Raw genomic sequence first — 24,995 nt, 5'->3', positions numbered from 1 at the left:
TAATTCGTCGACTATGACACACTGTTGAGTTCTCAAACATCAGACGCACCCAGCCGGCTCTTCCGAACCGGTGATTGGGGCAACCTCAGAAACATTACCGATCTGTGTCATCCGCGTCAACTCTGCGAGCTGAACAACTTCTGGCCGATCGGGCCGCCACGTGACTCAACCCCCGAAGTTCGGCCTCTCGGCCCCTCGGGGTGTTGGCCGCTTGTGGCGACATCCAGAACACTAGGACACGTCCGGCTGGTTCGCCAAATCGGGTGCCCGCGGGTGCCGTCGGTAGGCGGAGACCTGGGGACTCCCGGGCACCCAGAAGCGCCAGGGACGGTCTGCTGCCCCGCGGAGGCCGACGCGGGGACCGGCGGCGTACGCCGTGTCGGTGGAGGCGCGGCGCTCGAGTCGCACGGGCCCGGACGCCAGGTCGGCACCGTTGCTCGCGAGGTCGATCCCGAGCGCGCGGCTCAACAGCGCGGGGCCGCGGGCCAGGTCCCGCTCGCGTGCTCCTGGTCGTCGGGTGCGGACCTCGTCGTGCCCGTCGACGACCTCGCCCGCGCGCAGCAGGACGGCTCCCGCCTCACCCTCGTGACCGACCACGACGTTGAGGCACACGTGCATGCCGTAGCTGAGGTAGCAGTAGAGGCGCCCGGCCTGACCGAACATGATCGAGCTGCGTGGCGTCGGTCCCCGGAAGGCGTGGGACCCGGGGTCGTCGCTCCCGCCGTACGCCTCGACCTCCACCAGACGCACGGCCACCGGGCCGTGGCGCAGGACGGCACCGAGGAGGCGGGGCGCCACCTCCTCGACGGGTCCCAGCAGGTCAGGCCAGTCGCTCACGCAGGCTCGCGGCCAGGCCGACGACGTGCTCGAGCTGCTCCTCGACGCGTGCGGGCGCCGTGCCGCCGCGCCCGTTGCGGGCGCCGACAGACCCCTCGACCGTCAGCACGTCGCGCACCGCCGGCGTGAGGTGCGGGGAGATTGCGACGTACTGCTCGTCGGAGAGCTCGTGCAGCTCGATGCCGAGCTCCTCGCAGCGCTGGACGCAGGCGCCGGCGACCTCGTGCGCCACCCGGAACGCCACCCCCTCGCGGACCAGCCACTCGGCGATGTCGGTCGCCAGGGAGAACCCCTGCGGGGCGAGCTCGGCCATCCGATCGGTCCGGAACTCCAGCGTGGCGACCATGCCCGTGAACGCCGGGAGCAGCACCTCGAGGGTGTCGACGGAGTCGAAGACCGGCTCCTTGTCCTCCTGCAGGTCACGGTTGTAGGCAAGCGGTAGCGCCTTCAAGGTGGCCATCAGGCCCGACAGGTTGCCGATGAGCCGCCCGGCCTTGCCTCGAGCCAGCTCGGCGATGTCGGGGTTCTTCTTCTGCGGCATGATGCTCGAGCCCGTGGACCAGGAGTCGTGGAGCTTGACGAACCCGAACTCCCGGGTGGACCACAGGATGATCTCCTCGGCGAGACGGCTCACGTCCACGCCGATCTGGGCACACACGAACGCGAGCTCGGCCACGAAGTCGCGGGCGGAGGTGCCGTCGATCGAGTTGGCGCTGGAGCCGGTGAAGCCGAGCTCGGTGGCCACCGCGACCGGGTCCAGGCCGAGGGTCTGGCCCGCCAGGGCGCCGGAGCCGTACGGCGAGTCGTCGGCCACGCGGGCGTCCCAGTCCCGGATCCGGTCGACGTCACGCAGCAGCGGCTGGGCGTGCGCCAGGAGGTGGTGGGCCAGTAGCACGGGCTGAGCGTGCTGCAGGTGCGTGCGCCCCGGCATCACGGCACCGAGGTGTGCCTGCGCCTGGTCCACCAGGGAGTCGACCAGGTCGAGGACCTGACCGGCGACCACGCGGGCGTGGTCGCGCAGGAACATCTTGAAGAGCGTGGCGATCTGGTCGTTGCGGCTCCTCCCTGCCCGGAGTCGACCGCCCACGTCGGGGCCGACCTCCTCGAGCAGCAGCCGTTCGAGGGCGCCGTGGACGTCCTCGTCGGACGGGTCCGGCTGCAAGGTGCCGTCGGCGTACCGCTCCCCCAGCACCGCGAGGCCTCTCTCCAGCTCGGCCGCGTCCTGGTCGCTCAGCAGGCCGGCGCGATGCAGGGCGTGGGCGTGGGCCCGGGACCCGGCCAGGTCGTACGGAGTCAGGCGCCAGTCGAAGTGCGTGGAGCGCGACAAGGCGTCGAGCTCCGGCGAGGGCCCGCCGGCGAACCGGCCGCCCCAGAGCTTGCCGGTGTTGGTCGTGCTCATCGTGACTCCTCCATGGCCGCGACGGCCGCTCGCATGATCTCGGACAGCATCGGGGGCTCGTGCTCCAGCTCGTCGATCGCCTCCACGCTCCACCACCCCGAACCGAGCACGTTGCCGACCTCCTCGGCCTCGAGGTGGTCGAAGCGCACCTCGACCTCGGTCGACAGCGGTAGGGCGAAGTAGGTGTGCACACCGAGGTAGTGCACGCCGTTCCAGGTGTAGGCGTTCTCGACCGTGCTCGCCGGGCCGACCAGGTCCTCGGGTGCCACCACGAGACCGGTCTCCTCGAACATCTCGCGCACCGCGGCGTCCCGCAGCGACTCCGACCCGTCGACGGCACCGCCGATGCTCGACCAGTAGTGCCGCTCGGGGCGCGCCGGGTCCCGCTCCTCGAGCAGGAGCACCGTGCCGTCAGGGCTCACCGGCAGCACCCGCGCGGTGACCCGGCGCAGGGGTGGCGCAGCCATCAGTCGGTGCCGTACTCCATGGCCGCAGCATCCAGGGCGATCTCGCTGGTGTCACCCTCGGCCAGCGGGTTGCTGGTGATCCGGTCCGCCCCGCCCTGCTCGATCTCACCGAAGAGCGTGCCGTTCTCGACGAGCACCTGGCCCTGGTCGATCGGCTGGGCGGCGTACTGCTCCAGCAGGGCACGGGAGTCGGCGATGTCGAGGTTGCGCATGGTGAGCTGCCCGATGCGGTCCACCGGCCCGAAGGCCGCGTGCTCGGTGCGCTCCATCGAGAGCTTGTCGGGATGGTAGGAGAACGCCGGGCCGTCGGTGCGCAGGACGGTGTAGTCCTCGCCGCGTCGCAACCGGATCGTCACCTCGCCGGTGACGACCGAGGCGATCCAGCGCTGGATCGACTCGCGGATCATCAGCGCCTGCGGGTCCAGCCAGCGGCCCTCGTAGAGCAGCCGGCCGAGGCGGCGTCCCTCCTGGTGGTAGTGGGCGATGGTGTCCTCGTTGTGGATCGCGTTGACGAGGCGCTCGTAGGCGATGAAGAGCAGGCCCATGGCGGGTGCCTCGTAGACGCCGCGGGACTTCGCCTCGATGATCCGGTTCTCGATCTGGTCGGACATGCCCAGCCCGTGCCGGCCGCCGATCTGGTTGGCGAGGTGGACCAGCTCGACCGCGCCCTGGGGACCGTCGAAGCGCTTGCCGTCGATGGCGACCGGCCGGCCCTGCTCGAAGGCGATCGTGACGTCCTCGGTCTCGATCGCGACCGAGGGGTCCCAGAACTTCACGCCCATCATCGGCTCGACGTCCTCGAGCGAGGCGTCGAGGTGCTCCAGCGTCTTGGCCTCGTGCGTGGCGCCCCAGATGTTGGCGTCGGTGGAGTAGGCCTTCTCCTTGCTGTCGCGGTAGGGGAGGTTGCGCTCGGTGAGCCAGCGGCTCATCTCGTCGCGCCCGCCCAGCTCCTCGACGAAGTCGGCGTCGAGCCACGGCTTGTAGATGCGCAGCTGCGGGTTGGCCAGCAGCCCGTAGCGGTAGAACCGCTCGATGTCGTTGCCCTTGAACGTCGACCCGTCGCCCCAGATGTCGACGCCGTCCTCGTGCATCGCCCGCACCAGCATGGTGCCGGTCACGGCGCGGCCGATCGGCGTGGTGTTGAAGTAGGTGCGCCCGCCGGAGCGCACGTGGAAGGCGCCACAGGCGAGTGCCGCGAGCCCCTCCTCGACGAGCTGGACCTTGCAGTCGAGGTGGCGCGCCAGTTCGGCGCCGTACTCCATCGCGCGTCCGGGGACGCCGGCGATGTCGGGCTCGTCGTACTGGCCGATGTCGGCGGTGTAGGTGCACGGGACGGCACCCTTCTCGCGCATCCAGGCGACCGCGACGGAGGTGTCGAGGCCGCCGGAGAAGGCGATGCCGACGCGCTCGCCGACGGGCAGGGAGGTCAGGACCTTGCTCACAAGAAACGTTCCTTCGGTTTGCTGGGAAGAAGTGAAGAGGAAGTGGGGCAGCGTCAGAAGGCCGGCGCTGGCGAGCTGGCCGCCAGCGCCAGGAATCGTCGGGCCAGGGCATCGCCGCCGGTCGGCTCGCGGCCGATCACCAGGACGGTGTCGTCGCCCGCGATGGTGCCGAGGATGTCGGGGATCTCGGCCTTGTCGAAGGCCGAGGCGAGGAACTGGGCGGCCCCGGGAGGGGTCCGCAGGACGACCAGGTTGGCGCTCGCGTCGGCGCTGACCAGCAGCTCACCGCACAGACGACTCAGCCGACTCAGCGCGGCCGCGGTCTCCCCCGGTGAGGTCGGACGCCGGTCGCCGCCCTCACCTGGTACGGCGTAGACGAGCGAGCCGGACGCGGAGCGGACCTTCAGCGCGTCCAGCTCCACGAGGTCACGCGACAGCGTCGCCTGGGTGACCCGCAGGCCCTCGTCGGCCAGCAGGTCGGCGAGCTCGGTCTGGGAGTGCACCTCCTGCTGGGTGACCAGCTCGATGATCCGCTGGTGCCGGGCGCTCTTGGTGGGCGGGACCATGCTCACGACGCCCCCTCACGCGAAGCGTCGAGGAGGAAGGCCAGGACTGCCTTCTGCGCGTGGCGCCGGTTCTCGGCCTCGTCCCACACCACGCTCTGCGGCCCGTCCAGCACCTCGGGGGCGATCTCCATGCCGCGGTAGGCGGGCAGGCAGTGCAGCGCGATCGCGTCGGTCCGCGCGGCCCCCATCAGCTCGGTGGTCAGGGCGTACGGCGCGAACACCGCCACGCGCGCGGCCTGCTCGCTCTCCTTGCCCATCGAGATCCAGGTGTCGGTGACGACCACGTCGGCGCCGGTCACGGCCTCGACCGGGTCGGCGACCGCCTCGGCCGAGCCGCCGGTCTCGACGGAGATCTGCCGGGCGCGAGCGAACATCTCGTCGCTGGGCACGTAGCCGTCGGGAGCACTGATCCGCACGTTCATCCCGGCCGTGGCGCCGCCCAGCAGCCAGGAGTTGCCCATGTTGCACGCTCCGTCGCCGACGAAGGCGACCGTGAGCCCGCTCAGGTCGCCCCTTTGCTCGCGGATGGTGAGGAGGTCGGCGATCACCTGGCAGGGGTGGAAGTCGTCGGTGAGGGCATTGATCACCGGCACCCCGGCGTGGGTGGCCATCAGGTCGAGGTCGGCCTGGAAGAACGTCCGCCACACGATCACCGCGACCTGACGGCCCAGCACCCGTGCGACGTCCTCGACGGACTCGCGGATCCCGATGCCGGCCAGCTTGCCCTCCACGAGCATCGGGTTGCCACCGAGCTCGGCGATGCCGGCGGCGAAGGACGTCTGGGTGCGCAGGGTCGGCTTGTCGAAGATCATCGCCACCGACTGCGGGCCGGCGAGCGGCCTCGCGTCGAAGGGCGAGGCCTTCAGCTTGGCAGCGAGGTCCAGGACGTGGGCCTGCTCGACGGGACTCAGGTCGTCGTCGCGCAGGAAGTGGCGCATCACGAGCTGTCCTTGGCACGCGCCAGGATGTCGGGCCACGCGGCACCGAACGCCTGGGTGTCCTCCTCGGTCAGCACCAGCGGGGGCGCCAGCCGCAGACGGCTCGGGCCCGTCATGTTGATGATGAAGCCCGCGTGCTGAGCTGCGGTGACGGCCCCGGCGGCGTACTCGCCGTCGAGCTGGATGCCGACGAGGAGCCCGTGCCCGGTGGCCTCGGTCACCTCGTCCTGGGCCAGGACGGCATCGCGCAGCTCGTCACCGCGCTTGGCGGCGTTGTCCATCAGGCCGTCCGCGGTGATGGTGCGGATGACCGCGAGCGCGGCGGCGCAGGCCACGGGGTTGCCGCCGAAGGTGGTGCCGTGGTTGCCGGGCTGCAGCAGGTCGCCGGCGCCGCCCAGGGCGACGCACGCGCCGATGGGGAAACCCCCGGCGAGTCCCTTGGCGAGGGTGACGATGTCGGGCACGACGCCCGAGCGGTGGTGCTCGAACCAGTGGCCGGTGCGCCCGATGCCGGTCTGGATCTCGTCGAGCCACAGGAGCGCACCGTTGTCGGTGGCGACCTGGCGGGCCGCGGCGAGGTGGCCGTCCGGAGGTACGACGACGCCCGCCTCGCCCTGGATCGGCTCGAGCAGCACGGCCGCGGTCTCGTCGGTGACGGCCGCCGACAGCGCCTCGACGTCGCCGTACGGGACGAAGGTGACGTGCCCGGGCAGCGGCTCGAAGGGGGTGCGATAGGCCTCCTTGGACGTCAGGGCCAGCGCGCCCATCGTGCGTCCGTGGAAGCCGCCCTCGGCGACCACCACGTGCGTGCGTCCGGTGCGACGGGTCAGCTTGAACGCCGCCTCGACGGCCTCGGTGCCGGAGTTGGTGAAGAACACCTTGCCCTCGCCGTGGCCCAGGAGGCCGAGCAGCGTCTCGGCGAGCTCGATCTGCGGCTCGCTGGCGAAGAAGTTGGAGATGTGGCCGAGACGGCCCATCTGCTCGCTCACCGCGGAGACGAGGGCGGGGTGCGCGTGGCCCAGCGCATTGACGGCGATGCCGCCGAGCAGGTCGACGTACTCCTTGCCGTCGGCGTCCCACACGTGGGTGCCCTCGCCGCGCACGAGGGTCAGCTTGGGCGGGCCGAAGGTGTTCATCAGCGAGGCGGCGTAGCGATCGCCGTACCCGGGGCCGTTCGTGGACTCACTCACCGGTGTCACGTGCCTTCCGGGTCTTGGTCTCGACCCCCGGCAGGACCTGGGTGCCGACGCCCTCCTTGGTGAAGAGCTCGAGGAGGACGGCGTGCGGCTCCCGGCCGTCGACGACGGTGGCGCGCGGGACGCCGTTCTCCACGGCCTGGAGACAGGCGCCCATCTTGGGCACCATGCCGCTGGCGAGGCCGGGCAGGATCTCGGCGAGGGACTCCGGGGAGATCTCGCCGATGACGTCCTCGGAGTCAGGCCAGTCGAGGAAGAGCCCCTCGACGTCGGTGAGGACCAGGAGCTTCTCGGCCTTCAGGGCGACCGCCAGCGACGCGGCAGCCGAGTCGGCGTTGACGTTGTGGACCAGGCCGTCGGCGTCCGGCGCCACGCTGGAGACCACGGGGATGCGGCCGGCCTCGATGATGTCGAGGACCGCCTCGGGGAAGACCTTCGTCACCTCTCCGACCAGGCCGAGGTCGACCTCCTCGCCGTCGACGATGGTGTTGGTCTGCGTCGCGGTGAAGAGCCCGCCGTCCTCGCCGGACAGGCCGACGGCGAGCGGGCCGTGCTCGTTGATCAGGCCGACGAGCTCGCGCTGGACCTTGCCGACCAGCACCATCCGGACGACGTCCATCGCCTCGGGGGTGGTGACCCGCAGGCCGCCCCGGAACTCCGACTCGATGCCGAGCTGGTCGAGCATCGCGGAGATCTGCGGACCGCCGCCGTGCACGATGACGGGCTTGAAGCCGGCCATGCGCAGGAAGACGATGTCCTCGGCGAAGGCGCGCTTGAGCTCGTCGTCGATCATCGCGTTGCCGCCGTACTTCACCACCACGACCTTGCCGTGGTAGCGCTTCAGCCACGGCAGGGCGGCCGCGAGGGTGCGCGCCTTGGCCTTGTCGGGCTTGCTCGTGTCGAACTCGCCGCTGGCGAGAGCGCTGTCGTTGGTGGGCTTCGTGGTGTCAGTCATGAGGAATAGGCACTGTTCTCGTGGACGTAGGCGTGGGTCAGGTCGTTGGTCCAGACGGTGGCGCGCTCCGTGCCGGACTTGAGATCGATCGTCACGGTCACCTCGCGGGGCGCGAGGTCGACCCGGGTGGGGTCCTCGGCGGGTGTGGACTTCCGGCACACCCACACACCGTTCATGGCGACGTCCAGGTCGGCCGGGTCGAAGGCGGCCTGGGTCGTGCCCATGGAGGCCAGCACCCGGCCCCAGTTGGGGTCCTTGCCGAAGACCGCGGCCTTGAAGAGGTTGCTGCGGGCCACGCTGCGCCCGACCTCCACCGCGTCGTCCTCCGAGGCCGCGTTGACGGTCGTGATCGCGATCTCGTGGTCGGCGCCCTCGGCGTCGCGCAGCAGCTGCATGGCGAGGTCCGTGCAGAGCTGGGTCAACGCCTCGGTGAAGTCGGGCAGCGACGGCGTGATGCCCGAGGCCCCGCTTGCCATCACCGTGACGGTGTCGTTGGTGGACATGCAGCCGTCGGAGTCGAGCCGGTCGAAGCTGACGCGCGTCGCCGCGCGCAGCGCGCCGTCGAGCTCGGCCGCGGGAACCACCGCGTCGGTGGTGATCACCACCAGCATGGTGGCCAGCTGGGGAGCCAGCATGCCGGCGCCCTTCGCCATGCCGCCGATGCTCCAGCCCGCGCCCTCGACGACCGCCTGCTTGCTCACCGAGTCGGTGGTCATGATCGCGTGAGCGGCGTCGTCGCCGCCGGAGTCGCTCAGCGCCGCGTGGGCAGCGTCGACCCCGGCGAGAAGGTCGTCGCGGGAGTTGGCCAGGCCGATCAGCCCGGTCGAGCAGACGACGACGTCGACGGCTCCGACACCCACACGCTCGGCGACGCGCTCGGCGACGCTGTGCGTGGTCTGGAACCCGTCGGCGCCGGTGTAGCAGTTGGCGCCACCGGAGTTGAGGACGACGGCGCGGACGACGCCGTCCTTGACGACCTCCTGGCTCCACAGGATCGGGTTAGCCTTGCACCGGTTGGCGGTGAAGACGCTGGCCGAGTCGTGACGCGGGCCGTCGTTGACGACGAGGGCGACGTCCTTGGCTCCTGTGGACTTGAGGCCGGCCGGCACGCCCGCGGCGCGGAAGCCGGCTGGGTGGGTGATGGTCATGACGAGCTCTTTCGTGAGGAGGGCTGCTTGCCCGGGGAAGCGGGGACGGCGTCGGTGACGTGGTGTCCCTGTCGTCGCCAGGCCTCGGCCGCACGCTCTGCCGCGTGCTGGGGCACGAGGATCCAGTCGGTGTCGAACGTCGACTGGGTGAACACGCTGATCTCCTCCTGTGCCAAGGGCGTCAGCAGCGCCACCAGGACGCCGGTCAACGAGAAGTCGAGGGGACCCTGGACCTCGAAGGCGACGAAGCCGCGCTCGTGGCGGGCCTTCTTGGGGACGCTGCGCGCCGCACAGATCAGGGACGTCTCGCTGGCGGTGACCGTCACCGAGAAGACCGACGACGACTCCGCCCACGCCGGGACCTCGGCGCCGACGCCGAGCCGCACCACCGCCAGGGTCTCGGGGTACTGGTAGAGCGTGTAGGTGGCCGGGGCGCTCATGGAGCGATCCCCACGCTCGTCAGGCCGAGGCCCTCGTCGAGACCGAGGGCGAGGTTCATGCACTGCACCGCGGCACCACCGGTCCCCTTGGCGAGGTTGTCCACGGCGCCGACCGCCACCAGACGGCGGGCCTCGACGTCGACGGTGACCTGGACGTGCACGGCGTTGGACCCGAGGACCGACTGTGTCTGGGGCCAGGTGCCGGACGGCAGCACGTGGACGAACGGCTCGTCGGCGTAGGCCTCCACGTAGGCGGCGTGGGCGGCCTCGGCCGTCACGTCGCCGACCAGCGGGGCCGAGCAGGTCGCCAGGATGCCGCGCGACATGGGCACCAGCATCGGCGTGAAGCTGACCGCGACCTCGCCCTCGGTGACCCGACGGAGGTTCTGGATGATCTCGGGGGTGTGGCGGTGCACTCCCCCGACGCCGTACGCGCTGGCGTTGCCCATCACCTCGCTGCCGAGCAGGTGGGGCTTGGCCGCCTTGCCGGCGCCGCTGGTGCCGGAGGCAGCGACGACGACCACGTCGGGCTCGACGAGTCCGGCGGCCAGGGCCGGCATCACGGTCAGGGTGGACACCGTCGGGTAGCAGCCGGGTACGGCGATCCGTTGCGCGCCGCGCAGCTGCTCGCGCTGTCCGGGCAGCTCGGGCAGGCCGTAGGGCCAGGTGCCGGCGTGCTCCCCGCCGTAGAACCGCTCCCACAGGGCGGAGTCGGCCAGCCGGAAGTCGGCCCCGCAGTCGATGACGACCACGTCGTCACGCAGGGCGGCCGCGATCTCGCCGGACTGCCCGTGCGGCAGCCCGAGGAAGACCACGTCGTGTCCCGACAGCGTCTCGGTGGTGGTCGGCTCGAGCACGCGGTCGGCCAGCGGGACCAGGTGCGGCTGCAGCGCTCCGAGCGGCTGGCCCGCGTTCGAGCCACCCGTCAAGGCGCCGATCTCCACGCCGGGGTGGCCGAGCAGGAGGCGGAGCACCTCACCGCCGGCGTACCCACTGGCGCCGGCAACTGCGATGCGGGGAAGGCCCGACTTCGTTGTCATGATGCATGACTATACATGCGACTGCATGATCACTCACACCGGTCGCCCGGGGCTCCGGTCCGGACCAGGTGTCCTCCCTGGGTGCCGCCGTCGGTGCCGGGCCCTAGCGTGCGGGACATGACTCGCCTCGCCTTCGCTGCCTACCTCGACCATATCGGTTCCGAGTCCGCGCGGTTCCGCGCAGCGCTCACCGGCTGCGACCCGACCGCGCGGGTGCCGGCCTGTCCGGACTGGGACGCCGCCGACCTGCTGGGGCATCTCGCCGAGGTGCAGTGGTTCTGGAGCCGGATCATCGCCGGGCGTCCCGCAGGACCCGACGAGCTCGAGCATCCCGCACGTCCCACGGAGTACGACGACCTGCTGGCGGCCTTCGACACGAGCTCGGCCGGGCTGCTGGACGCCCTCGCGCACGCCGAACCCACCGACGTCGCATGGTCGTGGGCCCCGGAGCAGACCGTCGGCTTCACCTTCAGGAGGCAGGCCCACGAGGCGCTCATCCACCGCCTCGACGCCGAGCAGACCGCGGGGGTGCCGTCGGCGCCGCTGGACCCGGCGCTCGCCGCCGACGGGGTCGAGGAGTGCCTGGCCGTGATGTACGGCGGCTGCCCGCCGTGGGGTCGCTTCACCCCCGACGGCCGGCGCGTCCGCATCGAGCTGATCGACGTCGACCAGACGATCTGGGTCGCCCTGGGCCGCTTCAGCGGCACGGATCCCGACACCGACGCCGTCCACGACGAGGACGACCTGTCGGTGGTCGCCGACCAGGGTGCCGGGGCGTCCGCGACCGTGCGCGGCACGGCCGCGCAGGTCGACACCTGGCTCTGGGACCGCTCGCCTGCCTCCGAGGTCGACATGAGCGGCGATCCCGACGCCATCGCGCACCTGTCCGGGATCGTCGGTCAGGAGATCAACTGACGATCAGCGCTGGGCAGCCCCGCAGCGCTCCACGGCAGCGGCCACGGCCGCGTCGCGCGCGGCGCCGGTCTCCTGCTCGGTGAGCGTGCGGTCCGGTGCCCGGAACCGCAGGGCGAAGGCGAGCGACTTGCGTCCGGCACCCACCTGCTCGCCGGTGTAGACGTCGAAGAGCCGGATGGACTCCAGCAGCTCGCCCGCCCCGTCGCGCAGCGCGTCCTCCAGCTGCGCCACCGTGACGTCGGCGTCGACCAGCAGGGCGACGTCCTCCTTGGCCTGGGGGAAGGTGGAGAACTCCGGTCCGGGGACGACCTCGCGGGCCGCGGCAAGGAGCACGTCCAGGTCGATCTCGACGGCGGCGCTGCGCGGCGGCACCCCGAACGCCTGGCACGCCTTGGGGTGCAGCTCTCCTGCGTGCCCGAGCAGTGCGCCGGTCTCGGCCACGGTGACCTGGGCGCAGCGACCGGGGTGCCACGGCGCCAGGGCCGCGCTCCGGACGTCGATCTCGACGCCCAGCTCGGCGGCCAGACGTCGTACGACGCCCAGCGCGTCCGACCAGGCGGCGTCGCGACCGGCGCCCCACCAGCCCGCTCGCTCCCGCTCCCCGGCGAGCACCACGGCCAGGTGCAGCGGCTGGTCCGGAACCGCGTCCATCAGCTGAGCCAGCTCGTCGTCGCTCGGACGGCGGTCGACGCCGTAGATCGGGGCCTGGCCGCGGTCGCCGGGGAAGGCGACGGAGCCGGTCTCGAAGAGGGCGACCCCGGGCGCTCCGCGCCCCAGGTTGCGGGCCGTCGTCCGGAGAAGCCCGGGCAGCAACGTGGTCGTGTAGAAGGGCTCCTCGGTCGAGAGCGGGTTGGCGAGGCGTACGGCGCGCCGGCGCGGGTCGTCAGGTGGCAGACCCAGCTGGTCGAGCGCGGCAGTGCCCACGAACGGGAAGCTGATCACCTCGACGCACCCGGCCCCCGCCAGCGTGCGACCGATCCGGCGGCGCAGGCGCTGGCCGCGGGTCAGCCCGCGTCCCGCACCCGGGGTGGGCAGCACGGAGGGCACCTGGTCGTAGCCGACGATGCGGGCGACCTCCTCGACCAGGTCGTAGGGGTCGTTGAGGTCGGGGCGCCACGTCGGCGGGATCGCGGTGAGGTCGTCCCCCGCGCGGGTGACGGTGCAGCCCACCGCCTCCAGGGCGCCGATCGTGGCCTCGGCGCTGATCGGCATGCCGCTGATCCGGGCCGGCAGGTCGAGCGGGGCGGTGATCGCGGCGGCCGTCGGTACGGAGCCGACGACCGTCACGCCCGGCTCGGCGACCCCGCCGCCGTACGTCGTGAGCAGCTCCACGACGCGGTCGGCGGCGGCCTCGCAGACGACCGGGTCGACGCCGCGCTCGTTGCGCTTGCCGGCCTCGGAGGAGATCTTGTGCCGCTTGCCCGTGCGGAACATCGAGGTCGCGTCCCAGTGCGCCGACTCGACCAGGACCCGGGTCGTGGTCGCGGAGATCTCGGTGGGCTCGCCGCCCATCACGCCTCCGAGGCCGATGATGCCGGAGTCGTCGGTGACGACCAGGTCGCCGGTGTCGAGCGCTCGGTCCGTGCCGTCGAGGGTCGTCAGCCGCTCCCCCGCGGCTGCACGTCGGACGCGGATCGGCCCCGTGAGCTTGTCGGCGTCGTAGGCGTGGATGGGTCGGCCGATCTCGAGCATCACGTAGTTGGTCACGTCGACTGCCAGGCTGATCGGGCGCATGCCGGCCTGGGTGATGCGACGCGCGATGAAGCCGGGGGTGGTCGCGCTCGGGTCGAAGCCGGAGACCACCCTGGCCACGAACAGCGCGCAGCCCTCGGGGTCGTCGAGCACCACAGGATAGCCGTCGGCGTTGGCGGCGGGCGTGGCACGCCGGGCCGGGTCGGTGAAGGTCGCACCGTCGTCGGCGAACGCCAGCGCGGCCTCGCGTGCCACCCCGCGCAGGCTCAGCGCGTAGGCCCGGTCGGGGTTGATCTCGAACTCGATGACCTCGTCGTCGAGGCCGAGCACGGCGAAGGCGTCGTCGCCGGGCCGGCCGGCGTCGGCGGGCAGCACGATGATGCCGTCGGCCTCCCCCGAGAGACCCAGCTCGGCGGCCGAGCAGATCATCCCCGACGACACGTGGCCGTAGGTCTTGCGTGCGGAGATCGCGAAGTTGCCCGGCAGGACGCCGCCGGGTAGCACGCACACGACGAGGTCGTCGACGTCGAAGTTGTGGGCTCCGCAGACGATGCCTTGCGGCTCTCCTGTCCCGTTCGCGTCACCGACGTCGACGGTGCACCAGTTGATGGTCTTGCCGTTCTTCTGCGGCTCGGGATCGCGGGTCAGCACGCGGCCCACCACGAGCGGGCCGGTGATCGTGTCGCGCGGACTCTCGATCGCCTCGAGCTTGAGGCCGAGCGCGGTCAGGCGTGCGGCCAGCGCCTCGGTGGTGACCTCGGCGGGCAGGTCGACGTACTCCCTGATCCAGGAGACGGGGGCTTTCACAGGCTGTTCCTCAGATCTCGGTGCCGAAGGCGGTGGTGAAGCGGACGTCGCCCTCGAAGAGGTCGCGCAGGTCCTCGAGGCCGTGGCGGAACATCAGCGTGCGGTCGATGCCCATGCCGAAGGCGAAGCCGGAGTAGCGCTCGGAGTCGACGCCGCACGCGCGCAGCACGCGCGGGTTGACGACGCCGCAGCCGCCCCACTCGATCCAGCCCTCGCCACGGCAGGTGCGGCAGGTGACCGGTCCGTCGGTCCCGTCCACCACGGTCGCGCCGCGGCACACGAAGCAGACCAGGTCGACCTCGGCGCTCGGCTCGGTGAAGGGGAAGTACGACGGCCGGAACCGCGTCGTGATGCCCTCGCCGAACATGGACGTCGCGAAGTGGTCCAGGGTGCCCTTGAGGTGGGCCATCGAGATGCCCTCGTCGATCGCCAGGCCCTCGACCTGGTGGAAGACCGGGCTGTGCGTGGCGTCGTACTCGTCGGTGCGGAACACCCGGCCCGGGCAGACCACGTAGATCGGAGGGGTCCGGGTGAGCATCGTGCGCGCCTGGACCGGGGAGGTGTGGGTGCGCAGCACGATCCCGTTGTCCTGGGGGTCGGTCCAGAAGGTGTCCTGCATGGTGCGCGCCGGGTGGTCCGGGCCGAGGTTGAGGGCGTCGAAGTTGAGCCACTCCGCCTCGATGACGGGCCCCTCGGCCACCTCCCAGCCCATCGCGACGAAGATGTCGGCGATCAGCTCGGAGCCGGTGGTGATCGGGTGCCGGGCGCCTGGGGGCGTGCGGTCGGTGGGCAGCGTGACGTCGACGGTCTCCTCGACGAGCATCCGCTCCTCGTGCTCGGCCTCGAGCACCGACGTCCGCGCGGCGAGCGCCTGGTTGACCGCGCCCCGGGCCTTCCCGATGCGCTGGCCGGCCTCCTTGCGGGCCTGCGGCGGCAGGGCGCCGATCTCCCGGTTGGCCAGCGCGAGCGGCGACCGGTCTCCCGTGTGGTCGATGCGCACCTGCTTGAGCGTCTCGAGGTCGGCAGCGTCGGCGATCGCGGCCAGGGCGGCGTCGCGCGCGCTCTCGACCTCCTCGGACTTCAAGGGGGTGACCTCCACGGGGTCGTAGTCGGTATTGGGTCCGGACATGGTTGTGAGGGTAGTGAGGCCACGCGGTGGGGCGCGAACCGGTTACCCGTCCTCACGCGCCACTGTCGGGTGCGTCGGGGCGACTCGCCCACCGCGAGGGCATCTCCTCGGAGGCGGAGGTCTCCGGTTGGTCCTGCCCGGCCCCGGCGAGCCGGGAGGCGAGCCGTGCCGTCCAGGCGTTGGCCGTCACGCCGTGGGCCACCACGCTCACCAGGATCGTCACGGTCGCGGTCACGAAGATGGTCTCCCCTGCCTCACCGCCCACCTCGTCCAGCACGAGCAGCGCGAACAGGATCGAAGCCAGGCCGCGGGGCCCGAACCACCCGGCGAAGAGCCGTGTCTCCAGCATCGTCCCCGAGCGCCACAGCGCCACCAGCACGGCGAGGGTCCGGACGACCACCAGGCTCACCAGCGCGTAGCCGAGCGACGCCCAGGTGGCCGAGGCCAGGGCCGAGCCGGCGAAGAGCGCACCGAACACCAGGAACGTCGCCGCCGTCAGCAGCTGCCCCTCGTCCTCGGTGAAGTCGACGACCGCCTCCCCCGAGTCGCGTGCGACGCGCCCGAAGGCGAGCCCGGCGACGAAGGCGGCGACGAAGCCGTTGCCGTCGACCAGCTCGGCCCCCGAGTACGCGGCGGCGGCGATGGACAGCACACCGAGCTGGCGGAACACTCCATCGACGGCGCCGGCGACGTAGCGGCGGTGCAGCAGCCAGCCCGCACCCAGTCCGCACAGCAGCCCGGCGCCCAGCCCGAACCCGAGCTGGCGGGCCACGAAGCCGGCGAGGTCATCGGGACCGCCCTCCTCGACCACGGCGAGCGCCAGCAGCACGGTGACGACCGGGACCATGATCCCGTCGTTCAGCCCGCTCTCGACGTTGAGGCCCTGACGCAGCCGCACCGGGAGCCGCTGGTCGCTCACGACGGCCTGTCCCAGCGCTGCGTCGGTCGGAGCGAGCACGGCAGCCAGCAGAGCGGCCTCGGCGAGAGACAGGCCCGGGACGACGAGCAGGGCCGCACCGGTGCCGAGGACCACCATCAACGGCAGCCCAATGCCGAGCAGGCGTCCGGGGAGCCAGGCATCGCGACGCAGGGCACCCAGGTCGATGCGGACCGCGTCGGTGAACAGGACCAGCACCAGCGTCGCCTCGACGAGGACCGAGACCGCCTCGCTCTCCAGGTCGAGGTCGAACAGGCCCAGCCCCTCGCTCCCGACCGCGATGCCGACGAGGGTGAACACGATCGGGGCCGTCACGAACGATCGGCCGGCGACCGCCGAGAAGAGCGAGAACCCGAGGACGACGAGGGCGAGGAGGAGTACCTCGATCATCACAGCCCCAGGTTGTCGTCGCTGACCGTCGGCCACGTGCACGAGAGGACGGCGCCCCCCTCGACGGCGTCGCCGATGGTGACCTCTCCCCCGTGGGCGGTCACCAGGCCGTGCACGATGTAGAGCCCCAGTCCGGAGCCGCCGCGTCCGCCGGTCCAGAACTTCGTGAAGACCCGTCGGCGCAGCTCGGGGGCGATCCCCTCGCCCTCGTCGGCGACCGTGACGAGCAACCCGGCCGGGATGCTCTCCTCGCCGGGCTCCACCTGGGTCTCGAGGGCGACCCGGACGACGCCCTCGCCGTGGCGCACGGCGTTCTCGACCAGGTTGGTCACGACCTGGGTGAACTTGTCCGGGTCGGCGTGGATCTGGGGCAGGTCGTCGGCAGCCTCGAGCACGATGGGGCGCTTGGTGCCCGCTGCGACGGACTCGACGATCCGCGCCACGAGGACGCCGGCATCGGTCGGGCGGCGATGCATCTGCAAGCGGCCGGTGTCGATGCGAGCGACGTCGAGCAGCTCGGCGATCAACCGGCTCAGCCGGTCGGCGTCCGCGTTGACGGTGGTGAGCATCAGCTTCTTCTGCTCGTCGTTGAGCCGGTCCCACCGGTTGAGCAGCGCCTGGACGAAGCCCTTCACACCCGTGAGCGGTGAGCGGAGCTCGTGCGCGACGGTCGCGACCAGGTCCGAGCGCTCCCGGTCCAGGCGGGCGCGCCCGCGCCCGGAGCGGATGCTGATCGCCAGCCGGGTGACCTCACCTCGAGGACGGTCACGGTGGAGCCGGGCCGTGACCAGGACCTCGGTGCCGTCGGGAAGCGACCAGGACTGCTCCGGCACCGCGGTGCGCGTCGTCAGTCCGACGTACGGCGAGTTGCAGGTCAGCCAAGCCGCTCCGTCGGAGCTCTTCAGACGCAGCACCTCACCCAGCGGCCGCCCGAGCGCCTCGGAGGCGCCGTCCCAGCCCAGCCAGGTGGCAGCGAGACGCGAGATGACAGTGACGGTGCCGGACGCGTCGGCGACGACCACACCGTCGGGCAGGGCGTCGACGACGTCCTGCAGGCTCGAGTCGCTCACGGGGGCCAGGCTACGGCGTGCCCGGACCCGGGTGGTGGCGCGCGGACTCGAAGAGGCACAGCGCCGCGGCGGTGGAGAGGTTGAGGCTCTCGGCCCGGCCCCGGATCGGGATCCGGACCCGGTGGTCGGCCAGGGCGGCCACGTCGTCGGGCAGTCCCCACGCCTCGTTGCCGAACAGCCAGGCGGTGGGGCCGGTGAGCAGGTCACCGGCCGCGTGCAGGTCCGTCTCCCCCGCTCCGTCGGCGGCGAGCACCGTCAGCCCGGCGGAGCGAGCGGCGGCGATCGCCGATGCGACGTCGCTCTCGACCGCGACCGGCAGGTGGAAGGCGCTGCCGACGCTGGCCCGCAGGGTCTTGGAGTTGTACAGGTCCACCGAGCTGCCGGCGAGCACGACGGCGTCCGCGCCGGCGGCGTCCGCGGTACGGATGACGGTGCCGGCGTTGCCGGGGTCACGCACGTCGGCGCAGATGGCCACCAGCCGCGGCGCCGACTCCGGGTCGAGCACGTGGGCGACGGGGCGGTCGATGAAGCGGCACAGCGCCACGACGCCGGCCGGGTTGACCGCCTCGCTCAGCGAGGCCATGGCGCGGTCCTCGACCAGGGTCCACCGGGGCGAGGACGCGGCGAGAGCGGCGTGCTGCTCCGTGGCGGCAGCCGTGGCGAAGACCTCGACCACGCACCCGGGCACGCCCAGGGCACCCTCGACGGCCTTCGGGCCGTCGGCGAGGAACAGCCGCCGCTCGGATCTCTCCGAGCGGCGGCTGAGCTTGCGTGCGTCCTTGACGCGAGCGTTGCTCGCGGCCAGCGGAGTGCTCAGGCGTCGACCCGGGGTGCGTTGACGTCCTCGGGCAGCGCGGCCTTGGCGGTCTCGACGAGCACGTTGAACGCGGCGACGTCGTTGACGGCCAGGTCAGCGAGGATCTTCCGGTCGACCTCGACGCCGGCCAGGTTGAGGCCCTGGATGAAGCGGTTGTAGGTCAGGCCCTGCGCGCGGGAGGCAGCGTTGATGCGCTGGATCCACAGGCTGCGGAAGTTGCCCTTGTTCTTCTTGCGGTCGTTGTAGTTGTAGACCAGGGAGTGGGTGACCTGCTCCTTGGCCTTGCGGTAGAGGCGCGAGCGCTGGCCGCGGTAGCCGCTGGCCCGCTCGAGGGTGGTACGACGCTTCTTGTGAGCGTTCACTGCGCGCTTGACGCGTGCCATGGTGGATCTCCTTGTTGCTAGCTGGTCAGCGGCGGCGGGACGCCTCGCTCGACCGACGAATGGGGCGAGGGGTGGTCAGAGACCCAACATCTTCTTGGCACGCGGGACGTCGGCCTTGGCGACCTCGGTCGTGCCCGACATCCGGCGGGTCACCTTGGAGGACTTCTTCTCCAGGTTGTGCCGCTTGCCGGCCTTCTCGCGCAGGATCTTGCCCGAGCCGGTCACGCGGAAGCGCTTTCCGGCGCCGCTGTGGCTCTTGTTCTTCGGCATCTCAGTCTCCTCTTTGGTGATGCTCGGTGCTGCTGGTGCAGTGCTGGTGTCGGCGGGCGAGGCCCGGCCGGTGAGCTGTGGTCCTAGGCCTCGATCTCGGGATCGAGGTTCTCGGAGCGTCCGCGCTCCTTCTTGGCCGCGACCGGTCCGGCAGCGTGCGCTGCGTCGCGCTCGGCCTTCTCGGCGTCGACGACGGCGGCGCGCTCGGCTTCCTTCTCGGCCTTCTGGACGAGGTGGTCGGCCTTGGCCTCCGCCTTCTTCTTGTGCGGGCCCAGGACCATGATCATGTTGCGGCCGTCCTGCTTGGGCGACGACTCCACGAAGCCGAGCTCGGTGACGTCCTCGGCCAGGCGCTGCAGCAGCCGGAAGCCCAGCTCGGGGCGGTGCTGCTCGCGACCGCGGAACATGATGGTGATCTTGACCTTGTCGCCGGCCTTGAGGAAGCGGACGACGTGGCCCTTCTTCGTCTCGTAGTCGTGCGCGTCGATCTTGGGACGAAGCTTCATCTCCTTGATGATCACGTTCGTCTGGTTGCGGCGCGCCTCACGGGCCTTCTGGGCGTTCTCGTACTTGAACTTCCCGTAGTCCATGAGCTTGCAGACCGGGGGGCGTGCCATGGGGGCGATCTCGACCAGGTCGAGGTCGGCCTCTTGGGCGAGGCGCAGCGCATCGGCGGTGGGAACGATGCCGACGGTCTCGCCGCTGGGGCCAACGAGGCGGACTTCCTGAACGCGGATCCGGTCGTTGATTCGAAGCTCGGTGCTGATGGGTCCTCCAGTGGAGTGGGCAGTGGGTCAGGTGGTGTGGCGGGTGTCCAAGCGGAGGCCAGCCATGACCACCTACCTCCGCCTCGGGGACCACATGCGTCCACGAGCCCAGGTCGGGCCATCAGACCGGACCCGACGACCTGATCGTGCTGCGGTCGGTGCGGGTGGGAGATGATCGAGCCTGATCTCCGCTTGAAGGATCAGGCAGGCACACGTGTGCCTGCTGATCCGGTCAACGACAGATGCTAGCCGAATAGTCCCGGCGCCCGAAATTCACGCTGACCCGTCGGCCATGAGCGACGGGTCGGCGTCGACCCAGGCGATGCCGCCGTCGATCTTGGCCAGGCGGTAGCCGGCGCCCAGCGCGGTGAGGGAGTCACCGTCGACGACGAGGCGGGTGGGCCCGGCCACGTCGACGACGAGGGCCGAGGCCTGCTCCTGCACGGCGGCCTCGGCTGCCTGACGAGAGGTGACCGGGACCGGTCGCGCCTCCGGGTCCCATGCGGCCAGCGCGTCGGTCGAGGTGAAGGCGAGCAGGCCCCGACGCCCGTCGGGCGTCTGCATGAGGACCGCCGCCATGTCGCTGGACTTGTCGCTCGCCAGCCCCGTGGTGGGGTCGACCCCGACCTCGCCCAGCACGGCCACCACCGGCACGAGGAGCCGGGCGTGCTGCAGGCGCGCGAGCGCGGCGACGTACCTCTCCGAGGACTCCGCGGAGTCGACGGCCCGGCCGTACTGCACCAACGCCTGGGCCAGCCCCGGGTCGGCTCGACCGTCGTCGTCGGGAACCGCAGGACCGAGGAGCCGGCGCTGGGAAGGAGGCTCGTTCATCGCAGCCAGTGTGTCACCCTGGTCAGGTGGACGACGTCGCCTGGGGAGCCCTCACCCTCTCGCTGACGGTCCTGGGCGCGATCTACACCTGGTACGCCTACCAGCGCCGTGGCCTGGCTCCCGCACTGCGGGGGGCCGCCCTCACGCTGCTGCCGGTGGCGGCCCTGCTGACCAGAACGCTGCGGATGTTCACCGAGATCGCCGACGCGATCACGGGCTGGGCGACGCGCCTGGTGTTCAGCCCCACCGTGTGGGTCGGGGTGGTCGTCGCCGGGATCTCCGTCCTGCTGTTCGGCGCCGCCCGGGTGGTCGACCGTCGTGGCGGGACGGCGAGGACGTCCGGCCCGAGGAGGCCACGGAGGCTCAGGAAGCCGGGAGAGCCCGCGGCGGGGCAGGTCGAGAAGGGCGACCCGGCCGACGACGACATGGGCGACGACGACATGGCCGACATCGAGGCCATCCTGCGCAAGCGCGGCATCTCCTGAGCACTGCGTCCGAGGCCGCGCCGCCCCCCGGCGTCACCGCGCGGCGAGTGCTCGACCTGGTCGAGAGCCGCTCACCCACGCTGGGATCGGGACGGCTCGTGTGCGTCGACGGGCCGGCCGGGTCGGGCAAGACCACGCTGGCCGCGGCGCTCCACGACCTCAGCCCCGGCTCCGTCGTCGTCCACCTCGACGAGCTCCTCGAGGGCTGGGGCGGCCTGGGGGGTGTCGACCAGCGGCTCGATCCACTCCTGCTCCCGCTGGCACGCGGCGTGGCCGGACGCTACGAGCGCTACGACTGGATCGCGGGACGCTTCGCGGAGTGGGTCCCGATCCCACCGACGCCGTTGCTGGTCCTGGAGGGGGTCGGGTCCGGGTCGCTGCGGCACGCACTGCTGTGCACGGTGCTGGTCTGGGTCGAGGTGGATGACAGCCTGCGCCTTCGCCGCGGCATGGAGCGCGACGGCGAGCAGATGCGACCGCACTGGGAGCAGTGGATGCGCGACGAGCGCGCGCACTTCGTGGACCAGGACACCCGCGCCCGCGCCGACGTGGTTGTGTGACGCCATGAGCGAACAAGTCCCACCCAGCGGCGAGCAGTTCGCGATCTCCGGCGGGGGGTACGACGCCGTGGTCACCGAGAGCGGGGCCGCGCTGCGCCTGCTCACCTATGCCGGTCGCGACCTCGTCGACGGCTTCGGCGCCGACGCCATGTCGTCGGGTGGCCGGGGCCAGCTGCTGATGCCGTGGCCCAACCGGGTCCGCGACGGCAGGTACTCCTTCGACGGGCGGGACCTCCAGCTCGCTCTCACCGAGCCGAAGCGCAGCAACGCCTCCCACGGCCTGGCTCGCTGGGCGGCGTGGACGCTCGAGGAGCGCACCGAGCACTCGGTCTCGATGCAGTACCGGCTGATGGCGCAGACCGGCTACCCGTGGCTCGTCGACCTGCACGTGCTCTACGACCTCTCGGCGGACGGGCTCACCGTCACCCAGACCGCCACCAACCACTCCCCCTCGCCCGCGCCCTACGCCAGCGGGGCGCACCCCTACTTCACGGTCGGCAACGGCCCGGTCGACGGCTGGGAGCTCCGACTGCCCGCTGCCACGCGGTCGATCACCGACGATCGGCTGATCCCGATGAGCACCGAGGACGTGGCGGGCACGCCGTACGACTTCCGGGAGGGGCGGGCGCTGGGCGACCTCGCTCTGAACCACGGCTTCACCGACCTCGAGCGCGACGAGTCCGGGCGAGCCACCACGTCCCTGCGGGACCCGGCCACCGGGCGCGCGCTCGAGGTGTGGGTGGACCAGGGACACCGCTGGCTGCTGCTCTACACCGCCGACGACGTCGCGGCCACGGCCCGGCGATCGTTGGCGATCGAGCCGATGACGGCCAACGCCGACGCCTTCCGGACCGGCGAGGACCTGCTCACCCTGGCCTCCGCCGGCGAGGCCGGCGACGAGGCGTCAGTCTCCTGGGGGGTGCGCGCGGTCGAGGAGCACGCGTAGCTCCCGCACCGCCGCCTTGGCGCGGGACCCGTCGGAGCCCTGGATCCCCATCGCGGGCACGGTCGTGCCGTCGGCGAGGTCGAGGCTGACCCACGGCGCGCCGGCATCGAGTCGCACCGCGACGACCTGTGCCCAGTCGTACTCGTGCCGGCGGTAGCCGTTGACGACCACGATCCCCTCGGCGCGGGCCTGGACGCGGGAGCGGACCAGGGCGTAGAGACACGCGACGCCGCCGCCGAACATCGCCACGACCGTCCCGCGCTGGAACGGGGTGACCGCATCCCGCGTCTCCTGCTCGAACCCGATCCAGAGCAGGGCGACGATGAAGACCAGCACCACGATCGCGACGACGCCCGCGATACGGGGTCCGAGCGGACGCCAGGTCCGCGGGAGGCTCAGCTGTCCCCCCGAGGCGCCCGGGTCAGAGTCGGCAGGCATGGATGTCGGTCAGCAGGATGCCCCGAGCGCCGAGGTCGTAGAGCTGGTCCATGAGCCGCTGGGCGCCCCCGCGCGGCACCATGGCGCGCACGGCGTACCACCCGTCGCGCTGCAGCGGCGAGATCGTCGGGCTCTCGATCCCCGGGGTCAGCGCCACGGCTGCGTCCAGGTGCTCGGCGGAGACGTCGTAGTCCATCATCACGTAGCCGCGGGCGACCAGGACACCCTCGACGCGGCGGCGGAAGACCTCGAACCCGGCGGGCAGGTCCCCACCGGCGCGGGTGATCAGGACGGCCTCGGAGCGCAGGATCGGCTCGCCGAAGGTCTCGAGGCCGGCCTGCTTGAGGGTCGCCCCGGTCTCGACGACGTCGGCGATCACGTCGGCCACCCCGAGCTGGATGCTGGTCTCGACGGCGCCGTCGAGGCGGGTCACCGACGCCTCGATGCCACGCTCCTCGAGGTAGGTGCGCACGATCCCGACGTACGACGTGGCGATGCGGGTGCCGGCGAGGTCCTCGACCGCGGAGAACGCGCCGCGCGGGCCGGCGAAGCGGAAGGTGCTGCGTCCGAAGCCGAGGGTCAGCGCCTCCTCGGCCTTGGCGGCGGAGTCGCGCAGCAGGTCGCGGCCGGTGATGCCGATGTCGAGGGTGCCCTCCCCGACGTACAGGGCGATGTCACGCGGGCGCAGGTAGAAGAACTCGACCCCGTTGTCGGGGTCCATCAGGGTGAGCTGCTTGGAGTCGTCGCGCTGCCGGTAGCCGGACTCGCGCAGGATCTCGGAGGCCGACTGGGACAGCGAGCCCTTGTTGGGGATCGCGATCCGCAGGGGGCGAGGCTCCGCCGGGGATGTGGTCATGGGTGGGTCCTGCTCGTGTTCAGAGGTGGGCGTAGACGTCGTCGAGCTCGATGCCGCTGGCGATCATCAGCACCTGAGCGTGGTAGAGCAGCTGGCTGATCTCCTCGGCGGCGCGGTCCTTGCCCTCGTGCTCGGCGGCCATCCAGGACTCCGCGGCCTCCTCGACCAGCTTCTTGCCGATCGTGTGCACGCCGGCGTCGAGCGCGGCGACCGTGCCGGAGCCGTCGGGTCGGGTGCGGGCCTTCTCGGTCAGCTCTGCCCAGAGCCCCTCGAACGTCTTCACGGGTGGCAGCCTACGGCGTCCGCCGGGTGGTCAGCGGGGCAGTCCCACCGTCGCCCCTAGGGTGCCGCAGTCCTCGCCTCCGTGACGACCCTCGCCGCGTCGACGAAGCTGTACGACGGGGTGGCGCCGGTGAGGTCCGGCACGCCGAGCCGCACCACGACGGTCCGGCTCGACGGATCGACCAGGACCACCTGGCCGCCGAAGCCCTGGGCGGCGAACAGGTCGTCGGGCGCCCCAGGGGCCACCTGGCCGACGCGCACCACCTCCGGGCTCCCGGTGAGGTCGGTCTGGTCGAGCGGACCGCGCAGGGGACCCTCGCGGTTGAGCCACCACAGCAGCCCGTAGGCGGCATTGAGGTCCTGGGACGGGGCACCGACCGCCTCGTCCACCCAGGCCGCGGGCAGGACGCGCTCGCCGTCCCACTCACCGCGTTGGGCGAAGAGCGTCCCGAACCGCGCCAGGTCCCGGCAGGTGGAGTTGAGGCCGAACGCCGTGCTGGTCGAGGTCCCGGCGGCGTCACCGGTCATCCGGGTGTCGTCCATGCCGAGCGGCTCGAACAGCCGGGTGGTGGCGTAGTCCGCGGTCGTCTCCCCCACTGCGGTGCTCAGCACCGCGTCGAGGGTCTGGATGGCGGCGTTGTTGTACGCCCAGGCCGTCCCGGGCTCGAACTGCTGGGCCAGGCCCACGGCGTACGCCGTGCGGTCGCGGGCCCGGATCAGGCCGGTGTAGTCGGATCGGGTCGACCACTCACGCCCGCTGTCGTTGGCGAGCAGGTTGCGCACCGTCACCCCGGCCGACGGCGTCCCGCGCCACTGCCGCACCTGGTTCGCCGCGGACTCGTCGATGTCGAGCACGCCGTCGGCCTGGGCCAGTCCGACCAGGGTGCTCGTGACGGACTTGGTGACGGAGTAGACCTCCTGCGACGTGCGCTCGTCGGTGTCCTGCCAGTACCACTCGCCCACGACGCGTCCGCGCCGGGCGACCAGCAGGC

Annotated in this window: 28 protein-coding genes; 4 read left to right on the top strand and 24 right to left on the bottom strand. The window is 71.7% G+C overall.

Annotated elements, in window-relative coordinates:
* Positions 1–231: 231 nt before the first annotated feature.
* Genes Q1K33_RS16400 through argC form a run of 11 tightly spaced genes read right to left on the bottom strand, consistent with a single transcriptional unit; the run spans position 232 to position 10,428 of the window.
* A complete protein-coding gene (locus tag Q1K33_RS16400) occupies positions 232–837 on the bottom strand; it encodes a DNA-3-methyladenine glycosylase (protein WP_300405802.1) in 606 nt (201 codons plus the stop codon).
* Complete coding sequence (argH, locus tag Q1K33_RS16395; protein WP_300405801.1) at positions 821–2,236, bottom strand: argininosuccinate lyase; 1,416 nt, start codon at positions 2,234–2,236, stop codon at positions 821–823. Before argH ends, Q1K33_RS16400 begins: the two co-directional genes overlap by 17 nt.
* The gene (locus tag Q1K33_RS16390; RefSeq protein ID WP_300405800.1) at positions 2,233–2,703 is read right to left on the bottom strand and encodes an NUDIX domain-containing protein; all 471 of its coding nucleotides are present in this window, start codon (positions 2,701–2,703) and stop codon (positions 2,233–2,235) included. The genes argH and Q1K33_RS16390 overlap by 4 nt, the downstream gene beginning before the upstream one ends.
* On the bottom strand, positions 2,703–4,145 hold the full coding sequence (argG, locus tag Q1K33_RS16385) for an argininosuccinate synthase (RefSeq protein ID WP_300405799.1): 1,443 nt from the start codon (positions 4,143–4,145) through the stop codon (positions 2,703–2,705). The genes Q1K33_RS16390 and argG overlap by 1 nt, the downstream gene beginning before the upstream one ends.
* Before the next feature lie 53 nt (positions 4,146–4,198).
* Positions 4,199–4,711 carry an arginine repressor gene (locus Q1K33_RS16380; protein WP_300405805.1) on the bottom strand — a complete coding sequence of 171 codons (513 nt, stop codon included), beginning with the start codon at positions 4,709–4,711 and terminating at the stop codon, positions 4,199–4,201.
* Between the two features lie 2 nt (positions 4,712–4,713).
* Positions 4,714–5,652, bottom strand: a complete 939-nt coding sequence (gene argF, locus Q1K33_RS16375; protein WP_300405798.1) for an ornithine carbamoyltransferase — start codon at positions 5,650–5,652, stop codon at positions 4,714–4,716.
* Positions 5,649–6,839, bottom strand: a complete 1,191-nt coding sequence (locus tag Q1K33_RS16370) for an acetylornithine transaminase (protein WP_300405797.1) — start codon at positions 6,837–6,839, stop codon at positions 5,649–5,651. Before Q1K33_RS16370 ends, argF begins: the two co-directional genes overlap by 4 nt.
* A complete protein-coding gene (gene argB, locus Q1K33_RS16365; RefSeq protein ID WP_300405796.1) occupies positions 6,832–7,800 on the bottom strand; it encodes an acetylglutamate kinase in 969 nt (322 codons plus the stop codon). Before argB ends, Q1K33_RS16370 begins: the two co-directional genes overlap by 8 nt.
* Positions 7,797–8,948 (bottom strand): bifunctional glutamate N-acetyltransferase/amino-acid acetyltransferase ArgJ, encoded by a 1,152-nt coding sequence (gene argJ, locus Q1K33_RS16360; RefSeq protein WP_300405795.1) that lies wholly within the window; start codon positions 8,946–8,948, stop codon positions 7,797–7,799. The genes argB and argJ overlap by 4 nt, the downstream gene beginning before the upstream one ends.
* Entirely contained in the window at positions 8,945–9,388 is a 444-nt protein-coding gene (locus Q1K33_RS16355; RefSeq protein WP_300405794.1) for an ACT domain-containing protein, read from the bottom strand. The genes argJ and Q1K33_RS16355 overlap by 4 nt, the downstream gene beginning before the upstream one ends.
* Positions 9,385–10,428, bottom strand: a complete 1,044-nt coding sequence (gene argC, locus Q1K33_RS16350) for an N-acetyl-gamma-glutamyl-phosphate reductase (RefSeq protein ID WP_300405793.1) — start codon at positions 10,426–10,428, stop codon at positions 9,385–9,387. Before argC ends, Q1K33_RS16355 begins: the two co-directional genes overlap by 4 nt.
* 117 nt (positions 10,429–10,545) lie before the next feature.
* Here argC and Q1K33_RS16345 point away from each other — a divergent pair, with 117 nt between their 5' ends.
* Entirely contained in the window at positions 10,546–11,343 is a 798-nt protein-coding gene (locus Q1K33_RS16345; protein WP_300405792.1) for a maleylpyruvate isomerase N-terminal domain-containing protein, read from the top strand.
* 3 nt (positions 11,344–11,346) lie between these two features.
* On the opposite strand, the gene pheT is transcribed toward Q1K33_RS16345, so the two are convergent.
* The 9 genes from pheT to Q1K33_RS16300 form a co-directional block, all read right to left on the bottom strand.
* On the bottom strand, positions 11,347–13,842 hold the full coding sequence (gene pheT / locus Q1K33_RS16340) for a phenylalanine--tRNA ligase subunit beta (RefSeq protein ID WP_300405791.1): 2,496 nt from the start codon (positions 13,840–13,842) through the stop codon (positions 11,347–11,349).
* A 10-nt stretch (positions 13,843–13,852) separates the two neighbouring features.
* The gene (gene pheS / locus Q1K33_RS16335; protein WP_300405790.1) at positions 13,853–14,971 is read right to left on the bottom strand and encodes a phenylalanine--tRNA ligase subunit alpha; all 1,119 of its coding nucleotides are present in this window, start codon (positions 14,969–14,971) and stop codon (positions 13,853–13,855) included.
* 52 nt (positions 14,972–15,023) lie between these two features.
* The gene (locus Q1K33_RS16330; RefSeq protein WP_300405789.1) at positions 15,024–16,298 is read right to left on the bottom strand and encodes a cation:proton antiporter; all 1,275 of its coding nucleotides are present in this window, start codon (positions 16,296–16,298) and stop codon (positions 15,024–15,026) included.
* A complete protein-coding gene (locus Q1K33_RS16325; protein WP_300405788.1) occupies positions 16,298–17,368 on the bottom strand; it encodes an ATP-binding protein in 1,071 nt (356 codons plus the stop codon). Before Q1K33_RS16325 ends, Q1K33_RS16330 begins: the two co-directional genes overlap by 1 nt.
* 10 nt (positions 17,369–17,378) lie before the next feature.
* Complete coding sequence (locus Q1K33_RS16320) at positions 17,379–18,056, bottom strand: RNA methyltransferase (protein ID WP_363319735.1); 678 nt, start codon at positions 18,054–18,056, stop codon at positions 17,379–17,381.
* A 125-nt stretch (positions 18,057–18,181) separates the two neighbouring features.
* The gene (rplT, locus tag Q1K33_RS16315; RefSeq protein WP_300405787.1) at positions 18,182–18,568 is read right to left on the bottom strand and encodes a 50S ribosomal protein L20; all 387 of its coding nucleotides are present in this window, start codon (positions 18,566–18,568) and stop codon (positions 18,182–18,184) included.
* Positions 18,569–18,643: 75 nt separating this feature from the next.
* Positions 18,644–18,838, bottom strand: a complete 195-nt coding sequence (gene rpmI / locus Q1K33_RS16310) for a 50S ribosomal protein L35 (RefSeq protein WP_300405786.1) — start codon at positions 18,836–18,838, stop codon at positions 18,644–18,646.
* An 83-nt stretch (positions 18,839–18,921) separates the two neighbouring features.
* The gene (gene infC / locus Q1K33_RS16305; RefSeq protein ID WP_300405803.1) at positions 18,922–19,587 is read right to left on the bottom strand and encodes a translation initiation factor IF-3; all 666 of its coding nucleotides are present in this window, start codon (positions 19,585–19,587) and stop codon (positions 18,922–18,924) included.
* A 291-nt stretch (positions 19,588–19,878) separates the two neighbouring features.
* Entirely contained in the window at positions 19,879–20,436 is a 558-nt protein-coding gene (locus Q1K33_RS16300) for an SseB family protein (protein ID WP_300405785.1), read from the bottom strand.
* Positions 20,437–20,462: 26 nt separating this feature from the next.
* On the opposite strand from Q1K33_RS16300, the gene Q1K33_RS16295 reads away from it, so the two are divergent.
* The 3 genes from Q1K33_RS16295 to Q1K33_RS16285 are packed head-to-tail and all read left to right on the top strand — an operon-like array spanning position 20,463 to position 22,427.
* Positions 20,463–20,921, top strand: a complete 459-nt coding sequence (locus Q1K33_RS16295) for a hypothetical protein (protein WP_300405784.1) — start codon at positions 20,463–20,465, stop codon at positions 20,919–20,921.
* Positions 20,922–20,968: 47 nt separating this feature from the next.
* Complete coding sequence (locus Q1K33_RS16290) at positions 20,969–21,481, top strand: 4-amino-4-deoxy-L-arabinose transferase (RefSeq protein WP_300405783.1); 513 nt, start codon at positions 20,969–20,971, stop codon at positions 21,479–21,481.
* 4 nt (positions 21,482–21,485) lie between these two features.
* Positions 21,486–22,427 carry an aldose 1-epimerase family protein gene (locus tag Q1K33_RS16285; RefSeq protein WP_300405782.1) on the top strand — a complete coding sequence of 314 codons (942 nt, stop codon included), beginning with the start codon at positions 21,486–21,488 and terminating at the stop codon, positions 22,425–22,427.
* On the opposite strand, the gene Q1K33_RS16280 is transcribed toward Q1K33_RS16285, so the two are convergent.
* The 4 genes from Q1K33_RS16280 to Q1K33_RS16265 form a co-directional block, all read right to left on the bottom strand.
* A complete protein-coding gene (locus Q1K33_RS16280; RefSeq protein ID WP_300405781.1) occupies positions 22,386–22,865 on the bottom strand; it encodes a PH domain-containing protein in 480 nt (159 codons plus the stop codon). The genes Q1K33_RS16285 and Q1K33_RS16280 overlap by 42 nt on opposite strands.
* Positions 22,849–23,721 (bottom strand): ATP phosphoribosyltransferase, encoded by an 873-nt coding sequence (gene hisG, locus Q1K33_RS16275; protein ID WP_300405780.1) that lies wholly within the window; start codon positions 23,719–23,721, stop codon positions 22,849–22,851. The genes Q1K33_RS16280 and hisG overlap by 17 nt, the downstream gene beginning before the upstream one ends.
* Before the next feature lie 19 nt (positions 23,722–23,740).
* Complete coding sequence (locus tag Q1K33_RS16270) at positions 23,741–24,004, bottom strand: phosphoribosyl-ATP diphosphatase (protein ID WP_300405779.1); 264 nt, start codon at positions 24,002–24,004, stop codon at positions 23,741–23,743.
* A gap of 56 nt (positions 24,005–24,060) precedes the next feature.
* Positions 24,061–24,995: serine hydrolase (locus Q1K33_RS16265; protein WP_300405778.1), on the bottom strand; the 935-nt coding region annotated here is incomplete at its 5' end.

This window comes from Nocardioides sp. (assembly GCF_029937575.1).
In the GTDB taxonomy this organism is placed as follows: domain Bacteria; phylum Actinomycetota; class Actinomycetes; order Propionibacteriales; family Nocardioidaceae; genus Nocardioides.
The sequence above is the reverse complement of the archived record's forward strand: the minus strand, read 5'-3'. Positions and strand labels throughout refer to the sequence as shown.